The organism is Lactiplantibacillus songbeiensis, assembly GCF_005405125.1.
In the GTDB taxonomy this organism is placed as follows: Bacteria; Bacillota; Bacilli; order Lactobacillales; family Lactobacillaceae; genus Lactiplantibacillus; species Lactiplantibacillus songbeiensis.
This window is the reverse complement of the sequence record NZ_BJDL01000014.1, coordinates 1-23,083: the sequence shown is the minus strand read 5'-3', so window position 1 is coordinate 23,083 and position 23,083 is coordinate 1. Positions and strand designations below refer to the sequence as shown.

Annotated in this window: 15 protein-coding genes and 1 pseudogene; 5 read left to right on the top strand and 11 right to left on the bottom strand. The window is 43.9% G+C overall.

Annotated elements, in window-relative coordinates:
* Window positions 1–162: 162 nt before the first annotated feature.
* Window positions 163–417 carry a hypothetical protein gene (locus FFM77_RS06185; protein WP_137634893.1) on the top strand — a complete coding sequence of 85 codons (255 nt, stop codon included), beginning with the start codon at window positions 163–165 and terminating at the stop codon, window positions 415–417.
* Here FFM77_RS06185 and nrdG read toward each other — a convergent pair.
* Entirely contained in the window at window positions 406–954 is a 549-nt protein-coding gene (nrdG, locus tag FFM77_RS06180; RefSeq protein ID WP_379892468.1) for an anaerobic ribonucleoside-triphosphate reductase activating protein, read from the bottom strand. The two genes, FFM77_RS06185 and nrdG, sit on opposite strands and share 12 nt — an antisense overlap.
* The gene (nrdD, locus tag FFM77_RS06175) at window positions 920–3,142 is read right to left on the bottom strand and encodes an anaerobic ribonucleoside-triphosphate reductase (RefSeq protein ID WP_137634891.1); all 2,223 of its coding nucleotides are present in this window, start codon (window positions 3,140–3,142) and stop codon (window positions 920–922) included. The genes nrdG and nrdD overlap by 35 nt, the downstream gene beginning before the upstream one ends.
* A 566-nt stretch (window positions 3,143–3,708) precedes the next feature.
* On the opposite strand from nrdD, the gene FFM77_RS06170 reads away from it, so the two are divergent.
* Entirely contained in the window at window positions 3,709–4,215 is a 507-nt protein-coding gene (locus FFM77_RS06170; RefSeq protein ID WP_137634890.1) for a hypothetical protein, read from the top strand.
* 727 nt (window positions 4,216–4,942) lie between these two features.
* Here FFM77_RS06170 and FFM77_RS06165 read toward each other — a convergent pair.
* The 3 genes from FFM77_RS06165 to FFM77_RS06155 form a co-directional block, all read right to left on the bottom strand.
* The gene (locus FFM77_RS06165) at window positions 4,943–6,340 is read right to left on the bottom strand and encodes an aspartate ammonia-lyase (protein ID WP_137634889.1); all 1,398 of its coding nucleotides are present in this window, start codon (window positions 6,338–6,340) and stop codon (window positions 4,943–4,945) included.
* Window positions 6,341–6,622: 282 nt separating this feature from the next.
* The gene (locus tag FFM77_RS06160; RefSeq protein WP_137634888.1) at window positions 6,623–7,771 is read right to left on the bottom strand and encodes an ArgE/DapE family deacylase; all 1,149 of its coding nucleotides are present in this window, start codon (window positions 7,769–7,771) and stop codon (window positions 6,623–6,625) included.
* A gap of 60 nt (window positions 7,772–7,831) precedes the next feature.
* The gene (locus FFM77_RS06155) at window positions 7,832–10,672 is read right to left on the bottom strand and encodes a MucBP domain-containing protein (protein ID WP_137634887.1); all 2,841 of its coding nucleotides are present in this window, start codon (window positions 10,670–10,672) and stop codon (window positions 7,832–7,834) included.
* A gap of 207 nt (window positions 10,673–10,879) precedes the next feature.
* Here FFM77_RS06155 and FFM77_RS06150 point away from each other — a divergent pair, with 207 nt between their 5' ends.
* Both FFM77_RS06150 and FFM77_RS06145 read left to right on the top strand, forming a co-directional pair.
* Window positions 10,880–11,290: a peptide deformylase gene (locus FFM77_RS06150; RefSeq protein ID WP_137634886.1), complete on the top strand. Its 411-nt coding sequence runs from the start codon at window positions 10,880–10,882 to the stop codon at window positions 11,288–11,290.
* Between the two features lie 296 nt (window positions 11,291–11,586).
* Window positions 11,587–12,588, top strand: coding sequence for an FAD:protein FMN transferase (locus FFM77_RS06145; protein ID WP_137634885.1), 1,002 nt, complete (start codon window positions 11,587–11,589; stop codon window positions 12,586–12,588).
* 296 nt (window positions 12,589–12,884) lie between these two features.
* Here FFM77_RS06145 and FFM77_RS06140 read toward each other — a convergent pair whose 3' ends face one another.
* The 5 genes from FFM77_RS06140 to FFM77_RS06120 form a co-directional block, all read right to left on the bottom strand.
* Window positions 12,885–14,480 (bottom strand): TIGR03766 family XrtG-associated glycosyltransferase, encoded by a 1,596-nt coding sequence (locus FFM77_RS06140; RefSeq protein WP_137634884.1) that lies wholly within the window; start codon window positions 14,478–14,480, stop codon window positions 12,885–12,887.
* Window positions 14,473–14,901 carry a 6-carboxytetrahydropterin synthase gene (locus FFM77_RS06135; protein WP_137634883.1) on the bottom strand — a complete coding sequence of 143 codons (429 nt, stop codon included), beginning with the start codon at window positions 14,899–14,901 and terminating at the stop codon, window positions 14,473–14,475. The genes FFM77_RS06140 and FFM77_RS06135 overlap by 8 nt, the downstream gene beginning before the upstream one ends.
* A gap of 2 nt (window positions 14,902–14,903) precedes the next feature.
* Complete coding sequence (locus tag FFM77_RS06130; protein WP_137634921.1) at window positions 14,904–16,259, bottom strand: TIGR03111 family XrtG-associated glycosyltransferase; 1,356 nt, start codon at window positions 16,257–16,259, stop codon at window positions 14,904–14,906.
* Window positions 16,259–16,858, bottom strand: a complete 600-nt coding sequence (gene xrtG, locus FFM77_RS06125; RefSeq protein ID WP_137634882.1) for an exosortase family protein XrtG — start codon at window positions 16,856–16,858, stop codon at window positions 16,259–16,261. Before xrtG ends, FFM77_RS06130 begins: the two co-directional genes overlap by 1 nt.
* Window positions 16,859–16,964: 106 nt before the next feature.
* Complete coding sequence (locus FFM77_RS06120; RefSeq protein WP_137634881.1) at window positions 16,965–18,242, bottom strand: Firmicu-CTERM sorting domain-containing protein; 1,278 nt, start codon at window positions 18,240–18,242, stop codon at window positions 16,965–16,967.
* 655 nt (window positions 18,243–18,897) lie between these two features.
* Here FFM77_RS06120 and FFM77_RS14155 point away from each other — a divergent pair.
* Window positions 18,898–20,034, top strand: a pseudogene (locus FFM77_RS14155) (IS1380 family transposase).
* A 356-nt stretch (window positions 20,035–20,390) separates the two neighbouring features.
* On the opposite strand, the gene FFM77_RS06100 reads toward FFM77_RS14155, so the two are convergent.
* A complete protein-coding gene (locus FFM77_RS06100) occupies window positions 20,391–22,598 on the bottom strand; it encodes a hypothetical protein (RefSeq protein ID WP_137634878.1) in 2,208 nt (735 codons plus the stop codon).
* Between the last annotated feature and the right edge of the window lie 485 nt (window positions 22,599–23,083).

The window sequence follows — 23,083 nt, the reverse complement described above, 5'->3', positions numbered from 1 at the left end:
AGATAACCCCGGCTTGTGGAGGACCGCATTTGGCTTTCAAATGCGGCCACCACGTTCCAGCCGATTATGGCTCAACCAGAGTGATAATTTAAACCAACTAGCACCAAGCGTTTGAACATAATTACAATCATCCCTAATCCAGTCGGTAGGACACTGCATTCTTTGCAAAAACAGCATTGCCTTCAGGAAAAAATTCCTGCAGCAATGCTGTTTGCTTATTTTAATGATTATCTAACGCCGGGCGGGCCAGAATTGGCTCAGTGGTGTCGTTTGACTAAGTCGAGTGTGCTTCTCGGCTTAGTCAAAGCCCGGCTTGCGAGACCGCTTTTTGGCTCGCAAACGCAGCCGCCACGTTCCAGCCGATTCTGGCCCAACCAGAGTGACAAATTTATTCTCACTAACCAATTATTTCTTTAACTTATCCCAAATGACAACATTCCCGCTAGCCAATGACTTAGGCACATCAATAATCCGTTGGTTCGAACTACCGCGGAATTGCAAAGTTAAGTCCATCTTGTCCTGCAAGAACCGCCCATCAACTAGAATATCAATCAGTGACAACATCTTCAACTTATCATCGGAATCTTGTTGTAACTCGTCCCAAGTATAGCCTGACCAAGACCAGATGTCCTTAGTATGGCCGAATTCTTGTCGAACCCGTTCACAGATTCGAATCCCGACTTGCGTATTCAGGAATGGTTCGCCGCCCAATAACGTTAGACCTTGAACATAATCTTGACTCAAATCAGCGATAATCTGATCTTCCAATTCCTGCGTATAGGGTTGCCCATAATGGAAATTTTGTGCTGCTACATTGTAACAACCTGGACAATGAAACGGGCAGCCGCTTAGATAGAGACTACAACGCACCCCTTCACCATCGACAAAGTTGAACGCCTTATAATCAGCGACATATTGTTCACTTAGGTTCTCCGCCAGCCATTCTTTCGGCATCGGATTGTTTGGACCTTTCGTAGCGCGCGGCATGCTTAATCATCTCCGGAGACATATTTTTGGCACGGGACGCGATTTCAATGTGGCGTCCGTGCACCATTGGCCGTTGTTGCGGATTGCCAAGATAACCGCAAGTCCGCTTGACAACATCACAATATTTCGGGTCGTGATTGCCACATTGTGGACACACGAACCCGCGGGCCGTAGCTGTAAATTCACCCTTGAACCCACACTTGAAGCATTGATCGATCGACGTGTTCGTGCCTAAATAACCCACATGATCATACGCCCAATCCCAGACTGCTTCTAAGGCCTTGGGATTTTGACGTAAATTAGGATATTCGCAATAGTGAATAAAGCCACCTGAAGCATACTTTGGAAAGACTTCTTCTAAGGACAGCTTTTCAAATGGTGACGGATGCTTACGCACATCATAATGGAAGCTATTTGTGTAATATTCCTTATCCGTCACATCTGGAATTCGACCGAACTTTTCGATATCATCACGACAGAAGGTATCTGTCAACGATTCGGCTGGGGTGGAATAAAGACTGTAATGATAGCCACTTTCGGCTGCCCAGTCGGCACATTTATCCCGTAACGCTTTAACCACCTTTTCCGCAAAAGCGCGTGCTTGGTCATTATGTTCCCAATTAGGACCAAAGAACGTGGTGCAGACTTCATAAATACCAATATAGCCTAATGAAATCGTGGCCCGCTGGTTCTTGAACAATTCATCAACAGAATCGCCCGCTTTGAGCCGCTTGCCAAAAGCACCATACATATACAGTAACGGGGCATTTTCGGGTTTAGCTTCCTTGGTCCGTTCGATCCGGTAAGCCAAAGCTTGATGGCAAAGCGTCATCCGTTCTTCAAAAATTTCCCAGAACAACTTCGGATCACCATGTGCAGATAACGCGATCCGGGGTAAATTGACCGTGACCACGCCGAGGTTCATCCGACCAGAGTTAACTTCAACACCATTTTCATCGCGCCAACCTTGTAGGAAGGAACGACAACCCATGGGTGTTTTGAAGCTCCCGGTTAATTCCTTGATTTTATCGTACATTAAAAGATCGGGGTACATCCGCTTGGTCGAACACGTAATCGCGAGTTCTTTAATATCATAGTTTGGATCAGTTGGCGCCAAGTTCAAGCCGCGCTTCATTGTAAAGATTAACTTAGGGAAAATGGCCGTCCGGTGTTCTTTACCGAGTCCTTTAATTCGGATCTGCAAAATGGACTTTTGAATTTCACGTTCAATCCAGCTCGTGCCTAAACCAAAGTTAACCGTCGTAAACGGCGTCTGACCTTGTGATGAATACAAGGTATTGATTTCATATTCCAAAGCTTGCATGGCATCATAAATATCTTTTTTCGTCTTACTCTTCGCGTAGTCGTCACGTTTATCCGCAGCAACCCATTTTTCAGCATCAGCTAGATGCTTTTGATAATTAATGGCCGCATATGGCGCTAATAACTGGTCAACCCGGTTCGCTGAGCAGCCCCCATATTGTAAAGACGCCACGTTAGCAATAATTTGCGCCATTTGCGCCGTCGCTGTTTGAATCGAACGCGGTGAGGCCACTTCGGCATTTCCAATCTTATAACCATGCTTAAACATGCCGTCAAAATCAATCAGGCAACAGTTCGTTTCTGGCGTCACTGGTGAATAGTCCAAGTCATGCCAATGAATATCACCACGTAAATGGGCTTTTGCCACTAAATCTGGCAACATTTTTAGTCCCAAAGCCCGACTGGCCGCGCCAGCCTCGAGATCACGTTGGGTATTAAAAACGTTACTATCTTTGTTGGCATTTTCGTGAACCACACTGGCATCTCGATTGAATAACTTTTCAATCCGTTCACGGACATTAGTCGCTGAAGAAAAACGATGTTGTTCCGCCACAAAGTAATCTTGATAGGCTTTAGCCGCCAATGGCAACCCAAGCTGATCAAAAATATGCATCAAGGCTGGCCGTAACTCGCGCGTTTCAATCGTGGTAGCTGTCTGATAATGGGCCACAATCGCTTGGCGAACCGCTTGGCGCTGACCGGCATCCTCAATTAATTGCTGTAACACAAAATCTAGTTTATATGGATGAAATTTGGTCTGGGTTCCATCACGTTTAATGACCGGTAAAGCCCGCAATTGGTCTAGTTCATCGGTTGTTTTTGTCGTTATCATGCTATCCCCACTTTTCAAAATCGTTCGTTTTCCCCGATCGTCAAATGATATAGTGCCACAATCAATGGTGGCTTTTGTCGGTTTCAATACTATATATAGTAGCTCATTTTGTTGTAATTGCCTATCTAGGTTGACTCGATTTGCGAACATAAATTCGCACCAGACCCGCGCCCTATCAAGCTTAAATACGACAAAAAAATACTTTTAAATTTTGTTTTATATTACCGAAATGATATATTTGGAATAATTAATTAACCCATTTGATGACTGCCATAATTGTTGTTATATCAAGGTATAACCCGACTTTTATCCGGACTACGCCAGTCATAATTAATGGCACAAAATTGACTATAAAGCGGTCAATTCTAGTGTGATTAAATTGATGGACAATTACTCGTTCACTGAATGACCAGCACCGACCCCAACGTTTAAAAAAGTCTAATTTTCCTGATAAAGTCAGCCAGAATAGTTTCGCTTCCAAGTTGGTTCCTCTATAATAAGGCGAGAGAGAATGTGCATTGAGTGAGTGTTAGTCAGCGGGGCTAAGACTTCGGAGGAGATTATCTATGAAAAAATTACGGGGAACACTGGCAGTCACGCTGCTGTTAGTGTTGGGGTTAGCCGGCTGCCAGTCAGTCGCTAAAGGCGCTTTTAAACCGGAGCAATCCGTTAAAAGCGTCCAATCAGCCGCACCAAGCGTCACGGCGGTCAACAAAGTTCAGACAAGCGATTACCTAGGTCGTTGGGTCAACCATTCAAAAGAGGTCGCCCTCTATTTGAATAAGCAACAAACCATGGCACTGTTTCAAACGGATCACCAAACCATCCATGGTCAGTTCAAATTAAAATTAAGTGACAATGACCAGGCCACATTATCCCAAGGGCAGTTGGGGACCGCCCAATTAACGTTAAGTAACGCGACGACCATGACGCTGAAGCATGGCAAAACCACGATTAAATTAATGAAGGACACTGGCTGGAATCCCCAACATGGGATGATCCCAACTAGTGCTAAAGTGGCGCTGAAGGCATCTACTTTGGCAACACCGACCCCTTTAAAACCAGCTTATTGAGCATACAAAAAGCAGCTATCCGAATTGGATAAGCTGCTTTTTGTATGCTTAGATTTCCACTCTGGTTGGCCCAGAATCGGCTGGAACGTGGTGGCCACGTTTGTGAGCCAAAGTTCGGTCTCACAAGCCGGGCTTTATCTAAGTCGAAAACCACGACTAAGATAAACGACACCACTGAGCCAATTCTGAGCCGCCCGTCGTTAAATAATATAAATTAAAAAGGTAACGATTGATTATTTTAAGTTCAGCTATTTAGCCGAGAGTTTGGATGCTAAAATGCTCAGCCGTTTCGTTGGGCCTAACTGCGAGTAGGCTTACTTGGACTTTAAGGCTAAGGCCATTTTGAAGCCCATCTTGGCTTCAAAATGGCCTATGACGTTCCAGTATTTTAAAGTCCAACTAGTACCAAATATGACTGCCTATTTACTCTTAGCCAGCTAACCTAGCCGCAAGTTACTGGAACTGCCACTAGTTATAGTCTTAACCACGTAGCTGACTGGCAAAATGATTTTGATATAACCAACTCAATAATCGATCCACTATTTAACGAAGGACGGGCTGGATGATGCTCAGTGGTGTCGTTTCACTTAATCGAGTGATTTTCTCAATTTAGTGAAAGCCCGGCTTGTGAGACCGCTTTATGGCTCACAAACGTGGCCACCACGTTCCAGCATCAATCCAGACCAACCGGAGTGACAAACTAAGCACAATCTGACAAATAGATTAATTACGCCTGGTTTTGAATCAAGGCTGTTTTGGTTGCCCGTGGTTGCGTTAAGTTGGCTGGTGAAAAGAGGGTTTCCACTAGCGTTGCCGGTAACAATTGTTCTTGCAGCAAGATTTTCTTAACCGACTGATGCTGGGCAACGGCCCGTTTGATGAGCTTCATCGTGGCCATATACCCTAAGTAAGGTGTCAATACGGTTGCGGTGATTGCGGATTGTTCAACGGCCGTTGCGCAGGCCGCCGTGTTAACCGTCAAATCACGTAAGCAGTTCTTCACCAACGTGTGCATGGCTTGCTGTAAATAACGTTCATTAGCCAATAAATCCCGTAACATAATCGGTTCAAACGCATTTAATTCAAGCTGCCCCGCTTCCGCCGCCATCGTAACCGTTACATCATTGCCGATTACTTCAAAGCAGACTTGGTTGACCACTTCAGGAATGACCGGATTGACCTTGCCGGGCATAATTGATGAGCCGGCTTGCTTGGCTGGTAAGTTCAATTCGGCTAAGCCAGCTTGCGGACCACTGGATAACAGCCGTAAATCATTGCTGAATTTCGATAAGTTAACGGCCAGGGTCTTCATTGCACCCGAAAATTCCACGAACAAATCACAGTTTTGCGTCGCATCGATCAGATCTGGGGCCGCCTGCAGGGTTAACTTAGTATTGCGGTTTAAATTAGTTAAAATATGTTGCTGATAATAGCGCGTCGCGTTGACCCCGGTCCCGATGGCGGTGCCACCTAGGTTGACGGTGTTTAAATGATTGCCCGCCGTTTGTAGTCGGGCTAAATCACGTTTGAACAAATGATAATAAGCCTGGAAGGTACGGCCATAAGTGGTTGGAACCGCATCTTGTAATTGTGTCCGCCCCACTTTAATAGCATCTTGATACGTCTTGGCTTGAACAAGTAACGTCTGTACCAGTTGACCAACTGCGCCTAATAACCCGGGTAATTGTTGTAACAAGGCCATCTTGCCAGCTGTTGGGAATGTATCGTTTGTTGATTGCGATTGGTTCACATCATCATTGGGTTGTAGCGTGACCGCCGGATTCAAGCGGTGCGCCAAATTAGCTACCACTTCATTGACATTCATATTCGCTGACGTCCCGGCGCCACCTTGAATGGCTGGCACAATAAAGCTATCCGCATGTCGACCGATCAACAGCTGATTGCAAGCCGCAACAATCGCTTGTTGCTTAGCTGCTGTCAGCGTTCCAGCGGCGTAGTTCGTCTCGGCCGCCGCCTTTTTAATCTGGATCAAGCTTTGAATAATCAGTGGATCTAGCGGTTCGTGACTAATCGGGAAATTGCGGACCGCCCGCACCGTATGAATGCCGTATAATGCCTGCTCATCAATTGGTAATTTGCCAATACAATCCTCTTCAATCCGCATGCCAATACCTTCTTATTTTTAGTTTCATGTTAGAACTTCTTACATGAACGACTAAAGTTTAGACCATTTTCTGTAAATCACAAGCATTCTCACTAGTTTCCGAAGAATCATTAGTATTTGCCAGTTAAAACCACATTTTAGTTGGTTGAAAGGTACTCAAGCTTAAGATTCACTTGTAAAAAGATAATGAGTTAACTTAGACCAATCTATTAAAAAACGGTTACTAACGATTTAGTTAAGCCCATCGTTAGTAACCGTTCAATTATTTTATGCTGACAAGTCTTAGACAGTCAAATAACTGACAAAGAGTTGTTCGTAGAGCTTAATAAAGTCCAAATACATCTGCCGATCAACATTTTCGTTGACTTGATGTGGTGTCATATTACCAGGACCAAACATAATAAATGGAAAATCATGGTCTTTGCCCTTCAATAAGTTCGAGGCATCGGTCACCGCTGGAATGGCGACCTTAGGAATCGGTGCCCCAGCATAGGGTTCACCGAGCTTAGCCGCCAAGTCACTTAATGGCGAGTCCTTGGGTGATTCAACTGGCGATTGCGACATAAAGACAGTCATCTCAAGTTGAGCGCCCTGCGCGTTTTGCTGATCAACCAAGGTTTGTAACAAGGCAATCGCCGTGGCATTATCAAATTCTGGAATCGTTCGAATATTAATCTCCGTCTCGGCCTGCGCGGGGATTGAGTTGACTTGATTACCACCTTGCACAATGGTGTTATTAAAGCCAAGCTTGCCCAACAAGTCACTATGCCGATCACTATCCTGAAAGGCATGTTTAGCCTGATATAGGACTTCAATCAGCGGATCCAGGGCATTATAACCTTGTTCAGGCATCGAGCTGTGCGCGGCTTGCCCTTGTGACGTAATCCGAATATCAACGGACCCCTTGTGCGCATAAGCGATATTATAGCCAGAGGGTTCCCCGATTAATAAGGCATCCACATCGTCCATCGTGCCTTGTTGATAGAATTCCTGCGAACCAGTTTCGCCAACTTCTTCGGCTACCGTCGCCATCAAGCGAATACGGCCAGTTGTCAACGTTCCCGCGGCTTGGATTTCAATCATCGCAATCACCATCGCAGCCAGACCGGACTTCATATCTGTCGCGCCCCGGCCATAAAGTTTACCGTCACGTGCTGTCAGTGTGAATGGATCACTATCCCACTTAGCCACATCCCCGGGGGTCACGACATCCATATGCCCGGAAATTCCCAGAACTGGGCCGGTTGTCCCGACTTCAGCCACTAGATTACTCCGTGTGGCGCTCAGCGGCATCAACGTCGCTTGAATCCCATGATCCGCAAACAACCGTTGCAAATACTGAGCCACTTCGGTTTCATCATCGTTGACCGATTTGATTTTTATTAAATCTGCTAAAATTTTAATTTTTTCTTGATCACTAAATACTGCCATTAAAATCCCTCCTATCTTTTCAGTTTAACCCAACTAACCGTTGAACTGGGAGAAAATGGACTACGAGTGACGCCGCATCCGCCAGACCACAAGACCGATTCCAGCCAATAAACCAAGGCCAATCACAGTCAGCCAACTAGACCGCTGTTCATTAGATTTTGGTAAGCGGCCACTGCTGGCAGGGACCTTTAGAATTTGTGTGGCAGTCGATTTCATCGGTGTGGTACTTGTAGCCACAGTACCAGTACTCGTCGTAGGCTTAGTTGACGGTCCTGGATTGATCGTATCACCGTCTGAATCACTACTACCGCCGTCATCAGGATCAATTGGCGCCGTCGTTTTCACCGCCTGATACCGATAAGTCACGGTTTGAGCGGTAGTGGTAAAGGTTCCTTCGGCCGTCCCTACCACATCATGGAAGGTATAGCCGGTGATTTTAGCCGCCGTGGTCGTATAGGCCGTTCCGACCTCACCAGCCAGTATGGTAACAGCTTGTAATGGTTTCCCATTTAAGTCGGTGTAATTCACCGTCACTTTTCCTTGGTCAACAGCAACCATTGATTTGGTATAAACGTAAGTCACCGTCTGCGTTGCACTCGTATATTGGCCACTCGGCGCGCCGGTCACTTTTTGATACGTGTAGCCAGCAATTTCCTTTAAGGTCGTTTGATAAGTTGTGCCTACGTTACCAGTCAACGTCGCTGACTCTGCAATCGTGTTACCACCTGTATCCACATAATGAACGTTAACTTGCCCAGTTGTAACCGGGGCCGTCACTGGTTTGTAACGATAGGTCACCGTTTGTAACGTTTCGGTATAGGTGCCTTTAATTGGCCCTTCCGTCTTGACCAACTCATAATTAGGGATCGTCTTCGCCGTTGTCGTGAACGCTTCACCAAGCCTACCTGTTAACGTTGTCGCGTCTGCCAGCTGATGATTGTCCTGATCAACATACCGCACCAACACGGCGCCATCTGTTACCGGTGCCGTTGTTTTGGTGTAGTGGTAACTAAACTGTTGCACCGCCTGCGTATACCTGCCGCTAATCGTGGTCGTATCTGGCTTCAGCGTATAACCCGTAATCGTTAACGGTGCCGATTCAAAGGAATCACCGACTGCCCCCGTTAAGGTGGTTGCTGGGGCAATCGCCTGACCATCAGCATCCAGATAATTAATTGTAACTGAACCGGTCGCCACCGCGATTGGCGTATAGGTATAAATCACCGTTTGTGGCTGGTCTGTGATGGTCACAATTGGCTCACCGTCAACGGACTTGAAGACATAACCATCAATAGATTGCGCCTTCGTTTGCAGTTGATCGCCAATATTTCCTTTTAAGGTTTCGTCGGCGGCCAGCTTTTGACCCGCTTCATCCTGATGGCGTACCGTTACCGGCGCACCGGCAATCGGATCTTTGGCGTACGTATAGACGACGGTTTGAGCCGTCTCACTTAACGTTCCGCTCACGGGTCCGGTCACGTTCGCTAACGTATAGCCTTTAAATGACTTAGCCGTCGTCGCATACGGATCGCCTACATTTCCAGTCAGCACGTCTGGTTCAGCCAGTGCCGTGCCGGTCTCATCTTGATAATGGACCGTCACCGGCTTGGCCGCGACAACGTCTTTAGTATAAACATACGTCACGGTCTGTTGATCGGCCGTCAACGTACCTTTCGCATTAACTGGTAACTTCGTTTTATCTAAGGTATACCCAGCGATTGCCAATTGGTAGTCATCGGTCGTGGTATCATAAGCATCATCCAAATTACCAGTAATCGTTCGACTATCGGCAATTGACTGGCCAGCTTGATCCTCATAACTAACCGTGACTGGGGCCGCAATGTCAGCCGGATTATCCATAATATAGGTCTGGACCAGATTAAATGCCGCCAACGTCAGCCAAGTTTGTCCTTGATGTTGCGTTATCATCCGATCCAAAGCTGGTGCGTGGTATTGCGTTGTGTTAATCGCAATTGTTGCTTCAGGGTCCAATGTGGCCAGTTCAGTTAGCGGATAATCAGCACCAATGATGGCATACGCATTATCTAACATTGGTTTGATAAAGTAATCATGGGCAATATCTGAATCCAAAATACTGATCATTGTGTCAAATTGGGATAACGTTCCTGATTCGCCAGAGATCATATTAACAAACTCGTCTAATATCACCACATACTCACGATACTTTGCCGCATATTCTGCTTGAATATCTGCCGCCGTTGTCTGGCCTAATTCTAAGCGTGCAAAACGGCCCAATATCCAAGCTTGAAATCCAGAACTCGTCGGTATGCCCGTAGCAATGACATCTGGATCAAGATCATCTGGATCAGAAACATTATCCAAATAAGATTGATAAATGAACTCCCCGTATGTTTTGTTCCCATAAGTGGTCTTAACTAGATCGACATCTTGTAAATAGGTTGCAAAATGATCGACTAGTTCTTCGTCGAATAATGGTTCATCATTAATACTTATCGACTCCCAAAAATCATGGTCAATCGCTTGGTTCAATGGCAACCACGTATATTGCGGCCAATAAAAGTTATGTGGATAGATAATGCCATTCTTTTGAACCTCCGTGACCATAAATTCCAACCCAGCAAAGGCCGTCCGTACTTGTGGAGTCTTTTGTGGTTTCAATTTAAGTGGTTTCAAATGACGATTGGTTTTTAAACGCGTCATCAGCTCTGTATAGAGTTGTTTGATTGCCGCCGCATCAGCGGTCGTTGGCGCCTTAGCTGACAATGTTGGTTGCGCTAATCGACTCTCCAAAGTCGGCTGTGCTTGTGCTTTAACCGTCATTAATCCCCAACTAGTCAGAAACAATAGTACCATCATCAACAATTTACCCGGCTTATACATACGCATCAATTGCCGATTATGGTGCGTTTTCTTACTCATAATTTACTCCTTTAATTAAATCGATTATCTGTCTGAACCTATCAATTGAAGTCTATCATGGTTTATTTGCCGGTCATAGTAAAGACACACGCCTAAAAATAAAATATATTTGCTTATACTAACGATTATTCCCAACTAGTCCACTTGCAGTCCCAGTTCCATCACCGCTATAATAGACTTAAATTCCAATTAAACGAGGCCAAATTAATGATTAGATCTGTCGTTCATGATCCCGCTGCGCTGAGTCAACCAGCCGTCGCTGCCACTACAGCCGACGCTGACATTGCCACTGACTTACTAGACACCCTCAAAGCTAACGCTGATAGTTGTGTCGGTATGGGCGCCAATATGATTGGCCGCAATAAAGCCATTATCGTGGTCCAAATGGGGCCATTCGCCATGGCCATGTTCAACCCTAAAATCATCAAAAAAAGCAGCCCTTATCAAACTAATGAAGGCTGCCTGTCATTACCAGGTGAACGGCCAACGACGCGCTACCAAAAGATCACGGTCACGTTTCAAGACCGTCAATTCAAGACTCAGCAACAGACATTTACTGACTTTACTGCTCAAATTATTCAACACGAAATCGACCACTGCCACGGTATTTTGATTTAAGTCATTCTGCTTGAAGTTGGATTAAATTGTCACTCTGGTTGGTCCAGAATCGGCTGGAACGTGGTGGCCACGTTTCCGAGCCACAGTGCGGTCTCGAAAGCCGGGCTTTATCTAAGTCGGAAAATCACCGACTAAGATAAACGACACCACTGAGCCAATTCTGGACCGCCCGCCGTTAATTACCTGATAATTATCATCTAACCCAACAATTCAACCGGCAGACGACAATTTAAGCTAGCACCAAGCATCATTCATTTACTGCTAAGCACGGCACAATAGAGATAGGACTTGATAACATGACAACTTTAGATGACCACGACCAACCCGCAATCCCACAACTGGCACAACAACGCCGGCACATTGCTCATTATGGTTTAGGAACTGATATTGATTTAACGCTTTTCGGTAGTGATACTGGCGACTATTTGACGCAAGCGACGCACTTAATCGATCAATACGAAGATCGGTTGACTGTTAACCGCAGCCAGTCCGAAGTCATGGCGATTAATCACGCTGCTGGCCGGTATCCGGTGCAAGTTTCAGCCGCGACCTACTCGCTAGTGAAGCAAGCGATTCTGCTGAGCCAGCAGCATTTTGGCTTCAATGCGTTAATCGGCCCCTTAGTGAAACTTTGGCGCATCGGCTTTGACGATGCGCAAGTTCCTACCCAAGCTGAGATTGATGCCCGTTTAAAGCTGGTTGACCCATTCAACGTTGACTTAGATGACCAACAATTCAGTGTCTACCTGCAACATCCCGGCATGGAACTGGACTTAGGTGGCATCGCGAAGGGCTACATCGCTGATCGGATTCAAGATTACTGGGAAGCCTTTGGACAACGGGCCGGTATGATTAACTTAGGTGGTAACTTATTGATGGTCGGTGATTCCCCACTCCATGATGATCAACAATGGCGCGTCGGCATTCAAAATCCGTTATCACCACGTGGCAATGCGATCGCCAGCGTCAAGATTGGACCGTGTTCCGCTGTAACTAGTGGTATCTATGAACGCCACTTGGATATCAATGGTAAATCTTACCACCATATCTTAGATTCCAAAACCGGCTACCCGCGGCAAAATGACTTATTAAGCGTGACGATTTTATCCAAACAATCTATTGATGGTGAAATCGAAACCACCCGGCTATTCTTCGCCGGCCAACCAGAAGTCAACTGGGGCGTTGACCGTGATGACTTATATGGTGCCATCTTCGTCACCAAAGAAAAAAAGATTCAGCTTGTCGGCTTAGATCGAGCAAATGTCACGCTGTTAGATCCAGACTTCGAAATCATCTAACCCCACTAAAAATCCGTTGACTTCTAAATTTTAGAAATCAACGGATTTTTAGTTAGTATCATTTTTCCGCTCCGGTTGGCCTGGATTGATGCTGGAACGTGGTGGCCGCGTTTGCGAGCCAAAAAGCGGGCTCGCAAGCCGGGCTTTCACTAGGCCGGAAAATCATCGGCCAAGTGAAATTTCACCACTGAGCATCATCCAGTCCGCCCTGCGCTAATTATTTTGATTATTATTACCAAGATTTAGTTCAGCTAACTGTTGTGTTGGTCAACGAAGACGGCCAACTAGTAACCAGCCTAAGACGCCGACTCATGTTGCTTATCCGCGGCTGCAGCCTCATCAACACGTTCCTCATACCAGCCAAATAAGCGGCCGACATTAATTATCACGCGTTCAAACGAGAACGTTGCTAATAACAATAGACATGGCAGATACTGAATCAGATACCGACTCCGGCCACCTTCAAATAGCAACAAGAACATAAACCCACCGACCATTGATAACCGTAAAATTTGAATCACCAGTCGTTGGGGGCCGAAACCAAGCGCGATAATCCCCAGTAAGACAATCCACCATAACTGGGCCGCAAACCGAAAGTCGGCGATATGGCGACCATATAAGTAGATAAAGTTTTTTAATTTATTACTGAGGCCTTGATTGCTGGGCTTCTGATTTTCACGGAAGAAGTGCCCTTCCTTTAACCAACCAAACGTGCCATCCGCCGTATTATTCCGCTGCTTTTTGATTAAGAACATCAGATAGCCGCCCGCTCCTAACTGCTTTAAGCGACGTTTTAACTTCTTGATCGAATAGTCGGTCTTCTGTTTTTTCGTGGGTAGGACGGCCATTTGAATCGCTTGCTTATCACTATAGCCGCCTTCACCATAAACGCCCATCGCCATAAAATGAATGGCTGGGATCGAACGCGACTTATCCAACTTAATATACGTTTGATTTTGAATCTTATCATTCGTGACTTTATACGTCACCCCAGCGCCATCCACAATCAACATTAAAAGTGCGAACACAATCACTAATGCCCGCTTCGTTACGCCTTCTGGATGCCGAAAGACGCTTAAGATTTCCATCATCACGATCGCAATCACCGGAATAATGGACGACGGCTTCATAAAGTACGTCAAGGTCACACTGATGCCAAACCCCAGTGCCGCCGTCGCCCGCAATAAGATTGGCCAAGTTGTTTGCCGCATAATCAAGTAACAGAGAATAAAAAATGACACTAACGGTAAGCCCCACGCATCGGTATACGGCATAATAATGCTTGGAAACACTGCCAACCAGCCAGCATGGATATACAACGCCGTGCCCAGGGCCAAGGGTTGGGCCACAAAGACACTTAGCAAGTTAAAGAAAGCGGATAAGTCCACGAAAAACAACGTGACATAATCAAAAAACTGCCATGACGTCTGCCCGGTAAGTTGCGACAACCAGTGCATGAACAGCATAATCGGCATGTTATTTTGATTTAAGCTGTAATACGACGTGACCCCAACTTCTTGCACGTGCTTGGCACTCGTGGCTGCATAATGCAGCATCCCAGCATCAAACCCACTCACTGGGTGCACATAAGTCACAAAAATCACTTGGCCAATCATGACAATCAGCAACAACAAACTCCCAGTTGCTAATTGATGGGTCACAAAGACTTTGACCAGCCACGTCCGAAACCACGGATAGGCATAATTCATCACGGCCACGGCCACGATGCCGATCACCAGACTCGTCGTCAACATCGTCGTACTCGTTCCAAAAGTGGGGTTATCACCCAGGATAATATTGGGTGACGTCAACGCAAAAAAGAACATCAGAAAAAAGAGTACCCGCCAAAAGAAGTTAATGATTGTTTGACTGAAATTATAAAAGCTACGCATCTTCAGAGTCCTGTGCCGCCGGTTTAACGTGGGCTTCCGCCGCCGTTGGAAATTTCCGTTCAGTGACGTCGATACAAAATGACCGTGTTGGCGAATCACTGACTTCAATCCGCAATAACACCGCGTTATTTTGTCGTAAGATGCCGTCAATCTGATCAAAAAGATATTCCGTCACGTTTTCGACAGTGGGGTTAACTGTTTTAAATTCTGGCAGATCATTTAAATACTGACCAGACAGTGCCCCAATTGCTTTATTTAAGGATTTGCCAATATCAAAGAAAGAAACCATTCCTTCGAACACATGCAATTCACACACAATCTCCCAAGTATGGTTATGCTTCTTCCCAGTCCCCGACTCCCATCGAATCGCGTGACTAGCATTAACATATGATTTAATCTTATATGATCGTTGTTTTTGCATGCTCATTTTCCTTTCCTATCTTGACGTCGCTGTTCCTTCACCGTATTAATATCATCCTGCACCACGGCTGTAATCCGATGCAGTTCTTCGGATAACCCCCGCATTTTCCACGAGGCTTGAGTCGTCATCGCGTTGATAATCCCAACCAACCGAATCCATGAACACATAAACATATAAGTGGGTAAGGTCAACGTCACCCACCAAAGCTTCAAGTAAAAGTGCTGTTCATCCGGATACTGTCGCAATAAAATGCCGACACTGATAAAATTGATTACCGCCACAAAAACATATAAAACATAAATTAACAAATACGATAGTAATAGGATCACCGACGAATACCCAAAGGCAATCAACACGATACTCGCAAACGTCCAAATCATCCGCGGAAATGTAAACGTATGATCAATCATCATCCGTCGTACTAAGAAGTTCTTAAAGAATCCCTTTAGATTCGCCGTTTGCGCCATATAATTAGCTGTAACTTCCAGTTCACCACGCTGCCAACGCTGCCGTTGGGTATAGAGTTCCGAAAAACCCGAGATGGGCTCCACATAAAAGATGGCATCGGCACAGATCATGACTTTCTTCCCCAGACGCGTCCGAATCTGAAACGTCATATCCGTATCCTCGCCAATCGTATCAATATCATACAAGAACGTGTCCATTAAGACTTCCCGCCGAAACGCGGAAAATGCCCCGGACATCGTAAACAACTGGTCACGAAACGATTCCATCGTCCGTCCTGAGAGAAAGGCTTGGGCATATTCATAATATTCATTTTTAGCCAGAATCCGGTGCCACCAGCCTTTAATCCCACTAACCAGTTCCCGCTTGGGCAAAATTGCCCCAGTCATGGCCGCAATATCAAGGTCATTTTCAAACCGTAAGACCATATTTTCGACCGCATGTGGCTCGAGTACCCCATCACTATCAATATTGATTACATAGGTGCCAATACTTTCATAGATCGCTGTATTAAGAGCTTTAGCTTTACCCTTATCGGTATTAACGTAGCGTAAGATCAACTCCGGAAACGTGTTTTGGGCACGCGCATACGCCCCAAAACTATCATCAGTACTTTGGTTATTCGCCAAGATAATTTGCATCGCATCTTTGGGATACGTTTGGTTATTGATCGATTCAATACACGCAAACAAGGTATCTTCCGAATTATAAACCGGCACAATGATCGACACCCACGGCCATTTACCAGGCGGCGTTAATTTCGGTTGATGGAGATGGAGCCGCATCAACTTAATCGTCGAAATGATGGCTGGGATAATTTCAACCACAATCGGAATTAAAGCCCATGTAATCCAAAAGCCCATTCTGGTCAGGGCTAAATTAAGCCAGTACATCACAGTTTCTCATGCCTCCAGTCAACAAACTCGCGATAAATGCCTCGCGCCAATTGAGAATAAGTAAAGACATTGTAATAGAGCGCAATAATCAGCACATAAAACACGAGGCGGCCAATGACCGAATGCGCCAAAAAGAACGTCTGACCGCCACCAAAGTGGACAATCACGACCACAATACAGAGACGTAACACATTAATCGCATAAATATAGATTAAGCCAAAGAGCGCGTAGAAGACTTTTTCCTTACGTTCATACGTTGGAAAAAACGAGACTAACGCCACAAACGCACAAGTTTCAATAATCCCTGAGCATTCATAATCAATTGACATAATAACGGGATTGGCCCCATTTGTAATGTACACCAATCCCGTTTTAAACATAATCGTACTCCAATTCGTAATGTCACTAAATAATGCCACACCATGAATGACCGCATGGGTAAAAAACCAAACCCAATAAGGGCGGCTCAACGCACTTAAAATGAAGAAGAGTCCTGCACTGCCCACAATAAAGGTGAACGCTGATAGCCGAGCTCGTTTGAGAACCGAGAGGGCATAGAGCCACCCAACCGTTCCCAATAGGATATTTACGTCCATGAACATCCGTCCTATTTAAATTCAATTAACCACTATGCTTGCTTGGTACTAGTTAGATTAAGTTGCCACTATCGTTACTTAACTAACAATCCGGCTGAGTTGCCCATTATTTTCCGCTAATATGATCAGACTGCCGTTTTAAGAGGCCCTTCTTACGTAGACGCCAGTAACCAAAACCGACAATCACAACGCCAACCCCTGAAATCAACCATGGGCCAGTTGACCCACCGGCTACGGTCACTTTTTTGTCCCCGATATTCGGGTTATACATCGTAATCGTCTGCCCGGTCATTGAGGATACTTTGAGCTTGCCTAAGTTAACTTTAAATTCAGCAATACTATGACTGCCATCTTGGGCCACATAACCAGTCCCAACGGTGCCGTATTGATGACCTTCGTTATAGTCACCACCGGTAAATGAAACGGCTTTGACATCGCCATCGCTTTGACTACTTGGAATGTTATCTGACCAAACATAAAGCTTCTTACCACCGATATCGAAGTTGTAATCCCCATAACCTGGGACCTGACCATACTTCATCTTGACGTAAACGTAGACATAATCACCATCACTGACCATCGCCGTATAACCGTTATAGCCTTCTGTTAAGGTAACGTTCTTCCAGTCATTAAACTTCCCGTCAATCACAATGTTTAAATTATCATTTGTATTATTCGCATTGGGATCTTTGGTCGTGCTGGCTTTTGAACTAGAATCAGCCTTGTCACTCACCACGCCAGCTGCTTTACTAGAACTAGTGGCACTACTGGATGAACTGCTACTGGCCGCACTACTAGTATTACTACCATGACCATGCTTGTTACCCATTGAGGTGACTTTAGTCGTGGCGGCATCATTCCCGATATTCGGGTTCTTCATCGAAACGTCACTACCAACTGTGGTGCCGTTAAGACCGAGTACCTTCAGATTGATGGTGAATTCCGCATAGTTATGCTTACCATCATTAGCCACATAGCCAGTACCGACTTCACCATATTGATCGCCTTCATTATATTTACCAGCTTTGACCGTAATCGCCTTCGTCTTGCCAGACTCAACCGCCGTATCGCTTAGCCAAACATAGTAAGTTTTGCCATCAATCTCAAAGTTATAGTCACCAGTCATCGGAATATTGCCATTCTTCATCTTGACATAGGTCGCCACATAACGACCATTATCCATCAAAGCTGTATAACCGTTATAGCCTTCCGTTAACTTGGCACCCGACCAATCTGAAAACTGGCCATCAATCGTAATTGCCGTACTGGTACTATTCGCGTTAGACGACGCAGCTGTAGCCGTGGTTGACCCATTTATAGTACCTAGACCAGTTAAGCCCAAGACAACGGCACCCAGGAACATTATTTTTCGTAATCTCATCATGCTAGCTTCCCCTCCAAAATCAAGAAACTTTCTAAATATCAAACCTCATTTGACTTCATTATAACGCCATTTTTAACGAATAAATTATATTATGGTTATACTATGCCACGACTAAAATGATTAAACAAGGTAACAATTGACTTGTAAATGCGTGGATTAACCATATGTTTTGAGGGTTGAATATCATTGATTTAGATAATGTTTCATTAGGAATACATTATTTTATCAGGGATCTTAAACAATCTTATTATTACTTTTTGCGTTTAACTATTTTAAGCAACAAGCAGCTAATCAATTCAACATAAATTTTCAATTAACCCCATTTGATGGTTTAAACTTACATTTATCTTACTGGGCATTTTTAGTCTATATCGAATTAATTCCATAAATTGAACTAAGTTTTTTATTCATAAAAGTAGCCCAATGACTTTATCGTTTAGCAACTCAAAAGCACTGGCCTAATTTACAAACAATTCAAATCTACTTAACCCCAATATATTCACGAAAATCAACCAAGTACCTTTGAGTCGTTAGACGATAAGGCCCTTGGTTGATTTTTGTTTGCACCTATAGGGCGCAAAAAGAAACTCCACTATGGTATCGTGAAGTCACCACAACCAACGATAAAAAGAGGAGTTTCCAATGACAACTTTACATAAAAAAACAACTTTTTAACAACACTGGTCTTAAAATTACTAATAACGGTGGTAATCTCACGGGTGATGCTGGATTAGTACTCATTAAAGAATTTATGAACCAGATTGATTTTGACAGCATCATTCAACAGCCATTGCATATCAAAGACCGTCGTCGATCGCCACAACACGCTTCAGCCAAAATTTTCACACAACTTATTTTTCAGATCATTGCAAGCTATAAACACGATACCGCCGCTAACCGACTACAGGATGACCACCTTTATCAACTATTACTGGATCAAAGTAAAGCAGTATCGCAACCTACCATTTCACGCTTTTTCGTACGTTTAACCAAAACAAATATTTAAGAATTCGAAGCTGTTATTCGTCGACTTGGTGACCTCAACTTATTAGGCCGTAATCAACAGGAACTCATCATTGACGTTGATTCAACCCACGCTGATACATTCGGCAAACAAGAAAATGTCGCCTATAATGCCCATTATCAAACGGAAGGTTATCACCCGCTTTTGGCTTTTGACGCGGTTAGTGGTGTTTTGATAAATGTGAAGCAGCGTCCTGGTAATCAATATACTTCACATGGTGTCCGTAAATTTTTAGAACCACTGCTAGTTCATTACCACGAGTATAGTTGTGATCCAGATATCTTAATCCGTGGCGATAGTGGCTTTGCCACTCCCGAGGTCTATACGTTTTGTGATGAACAACAAGTCAACTTTATCGTCAAACTAAAGTCTAATCATCGCCTTCAACAATTGGCTGAGAAAAACATTCTATATGGGATTCTAGGAATAGAGACGCAATATTATGAGCTAGATTATCGGCCAGATACTTGAACACGAACCTATCGAGTCGTGTTGAAGGCAACTAAATCGGTAGATGAATTGCTTTTTAAGGAATATGAATTCCTAGTTACCAACTTAGTTGAACCCACCGTCAGTAGCTTGTTTGACACATATCATCAACACGGTGCTGTCGAAAATTACATAGATGGCTTTTTCTTGGATAAAACCGATAGTCATAGTTATCTAATCAATACTTTTCATATGTTGATTAGCGGTGTTGCCTATAATCTTATTCAAGCCATGAAATCAGCAGCATTACCACCAACTGAGACCACAATAGCGTCATGACTTTACGATTCAACCTATTGCATATTTCCGGCTAGGATTGTATCACACGCGCGTCAAACGTGGATTCAACTGAGTAGTGCGAATATTTTTGATCGACTATTCTGGCAAATCCTACATCGAATACAACATCGATAGTCTCATCTTTTTTTCAAAATCTGTTCAACCAAGAGGTCAATTTAGGCAACACAGCGTTTCAAACAGTCAAACAACATTCAAATATACTGGTTGTAAATCAAAAATCACAATCAAATTCTAATTGTGGATGGAATTTGACCGTGATTGTTTTTTTGCCTGTTTTTGAGCTTCGTGAATAGATTGGGATAGGTATTGCACCAATTAAATCTCAATTCATAAATTTAGACACTTGCCACCGTAAATTCATTTTGAGCAGTCTCATACGCTTCTAAAATTTCATCATTATTAACAACTGGGCGCTCACCAATAATCGAACTTAATGTATCACCCACAATAGTGTCTCGAGCATAATGACGTGGATTATCAGATGCAAACATATCTTTTAGTTTAGAACCCACTTTTTCATCAAAAATTGTTGCTTGCAATTTATCAAATTCAGCCCCATTGATTGATGTCGCAAATGCTGTATCCATAAATTCCTCTTTTAATTCTGCAAACATCTCTATTGCATCATCTTCCATAAAGTGATCCAATGCTTTCTTAGCTGCAATTGAAGCAACAGCACCACCCACTACAGCACCAACTAAGTTTCCAACACCAGGAACAACCGAACCCATTGCAGCACCCGCAGCAGCACCACCGGCAACACCACCCCCAGCAACTAACGCATCTTTTGTGAACTGTTTTAAAGAAATCCGACCACTTAATGCATCAAAAGCTCCTGGGCCTAAAGTGATTGCTAACGAAATAGCAAAACTAGCTCGAGATGCTAATTGTTCAGCAGCTACTTTCTTTCCAGCATCTTCTGCTAATCTTCTAGTCGCAATCTTCGCAAATTGTTGTGATCCCGCAGAAACAACGGCTCCCATTGCAACCGTCTTCAATCCCGCAGCTCCAGCTAATTTTGCAGCTTCACTAGTATCCTTTCCCGACCATTTAGCCTGCGCAAAAATTATTACGAAAGAGACCCCGCCAGCAGCTAGACTTTGAACCGCACCATCGCGTAAATCAGCGTAAATCGACTTTACATTTCCTCCTTTGGCAATTGCCAAACTATCTTTATAGCTGACGCTCCCTCTACGAATAATATTTTTAGCCTGTTCTGGATCAGAAATACCACTAACCTTTCCATCAGCAATCTTTCGCTTCATCTTGGTCAGAGCTTCTGCATATTGATCCTTAGGAACTTCTAATTGCATGGGACTTCCATTAGCATTTACATATTTATACATACCATTTGAACCAAAACCAGCATTCACCGAACCACTAGCACTTTGATAGTATTTAGTCTGAATATTTTGTGCCCCAACCATTCTATCTGGGCCATTTTTAGCATTATTTTGCCCAAGTTGCCGGACTCTTTTTAAAGGATTTTTTATTTTATCATTCAGATTATTTGCATACTCTGCAGCAACTCCGTGTCCTTTTGTACCTGAAACCATTTGATTTAGTTGTATATCTTTAACATGTGCACCGACATTGACAGCCGTACCACCCAATACACCAGCTCTTTGAGTTTTATCTATGTCCGTCTTCTTTTTCTGATCATCGAACCGTTCATCTAATTCATTTTCAACTTCTGTTTGGCTTAATTGAGGACCTACTGAATTAGGATTACTTTCACTTGGTAAAACTTTCTGATTTTCATCACGCGTAACTTGACCTACCGTAGCATTCTGAGTCATAACCATATTTTGCTGTATTTCATCATTACTTTGCTTTTCAACCCACCCAGTATACAGATCATTCGTGTAGCCTAGCGAGATTAAATTTGTTAATGCTCGAACTAACTTCTCTGGATCACTAATATTTAAAATAACTTCTTTAGTTTCATCGGGATAAGCAAACGTAAATGTTTGTCCTTCAGTATCATAGCTAACACCCCAAAGTCCCTTAAATGGCAACTTAATAAATTCCGTTCGATAATCATTTTCTTTGGTCCCTTGCTTAATCTGATTTTTATGTAATATGCCATATGTTGAAAGTAATGACCCATATTCCAAAAATTCATTAGAAATCTTACTGCGAACCGGTGAATAACCATAAAAATCGACATCAGCTTTAGTTAAGGCATCGTCCTTAAAACTTTGTAAGAAACCAGTTGCACGGCCGTATGGAAGTTCCTCCTGAGAAAGTCGGAAAGATTGCGCCATAATCTCAAGATTCGTCCGTACAATCATGGATGTATAGTTATGAGTCGCCGACATTTGTTTAGACCAACGTCGGAACTTCTGAGTATATTGATGACTACTATACATAGCATAGATAAACCAGAGTACACCTGCAATCAACATTCCCTTAATACCAATTAACTTATAAACACCAAAAATAATGATTGCACCAATAATATATACTTTATATGCTTTAAAATATTTCCAAGCGTAATATATTGCAACACCAAGCCCAACAACAACAATTAAATCCAACATGTTCCGTCCCCACCTTCAATATATTTTATTAATATTTTAATTGTATGTCACGTAATTTATACATGCATTAACATTTTTATTTTACTCACTCCCACACCCCTTCGATACATCACTTCAACTAGACGTTTTACTTACAACTATCAACCTTTAAACAAAGAGTATGGCAACTCACAAATAAGCCACACCTAAAACGCGCTTTTAATTCTCAGGCTTCCCCGCTCAATCCTGAATCAACTCAGCAAGCACCACATGGCCTACGCCACGGTCACGACTTAGGCCCATAACATCATTCACCTTCCCTTAACTTTTGCAGCTAATAGACATGACTCCATTGGCGCTTTAACTAAACGTCCTAGTTGATGTCGCACTTGCAGATTCACTAGCACGAGTGGCTACAGATTGAGCCATAACAAAAATACTAAGCTTAGAGGCATAGAAGTTACCCGACGGGGTGCTCCTATGCCTCTATTACTTTATAGTGGTAG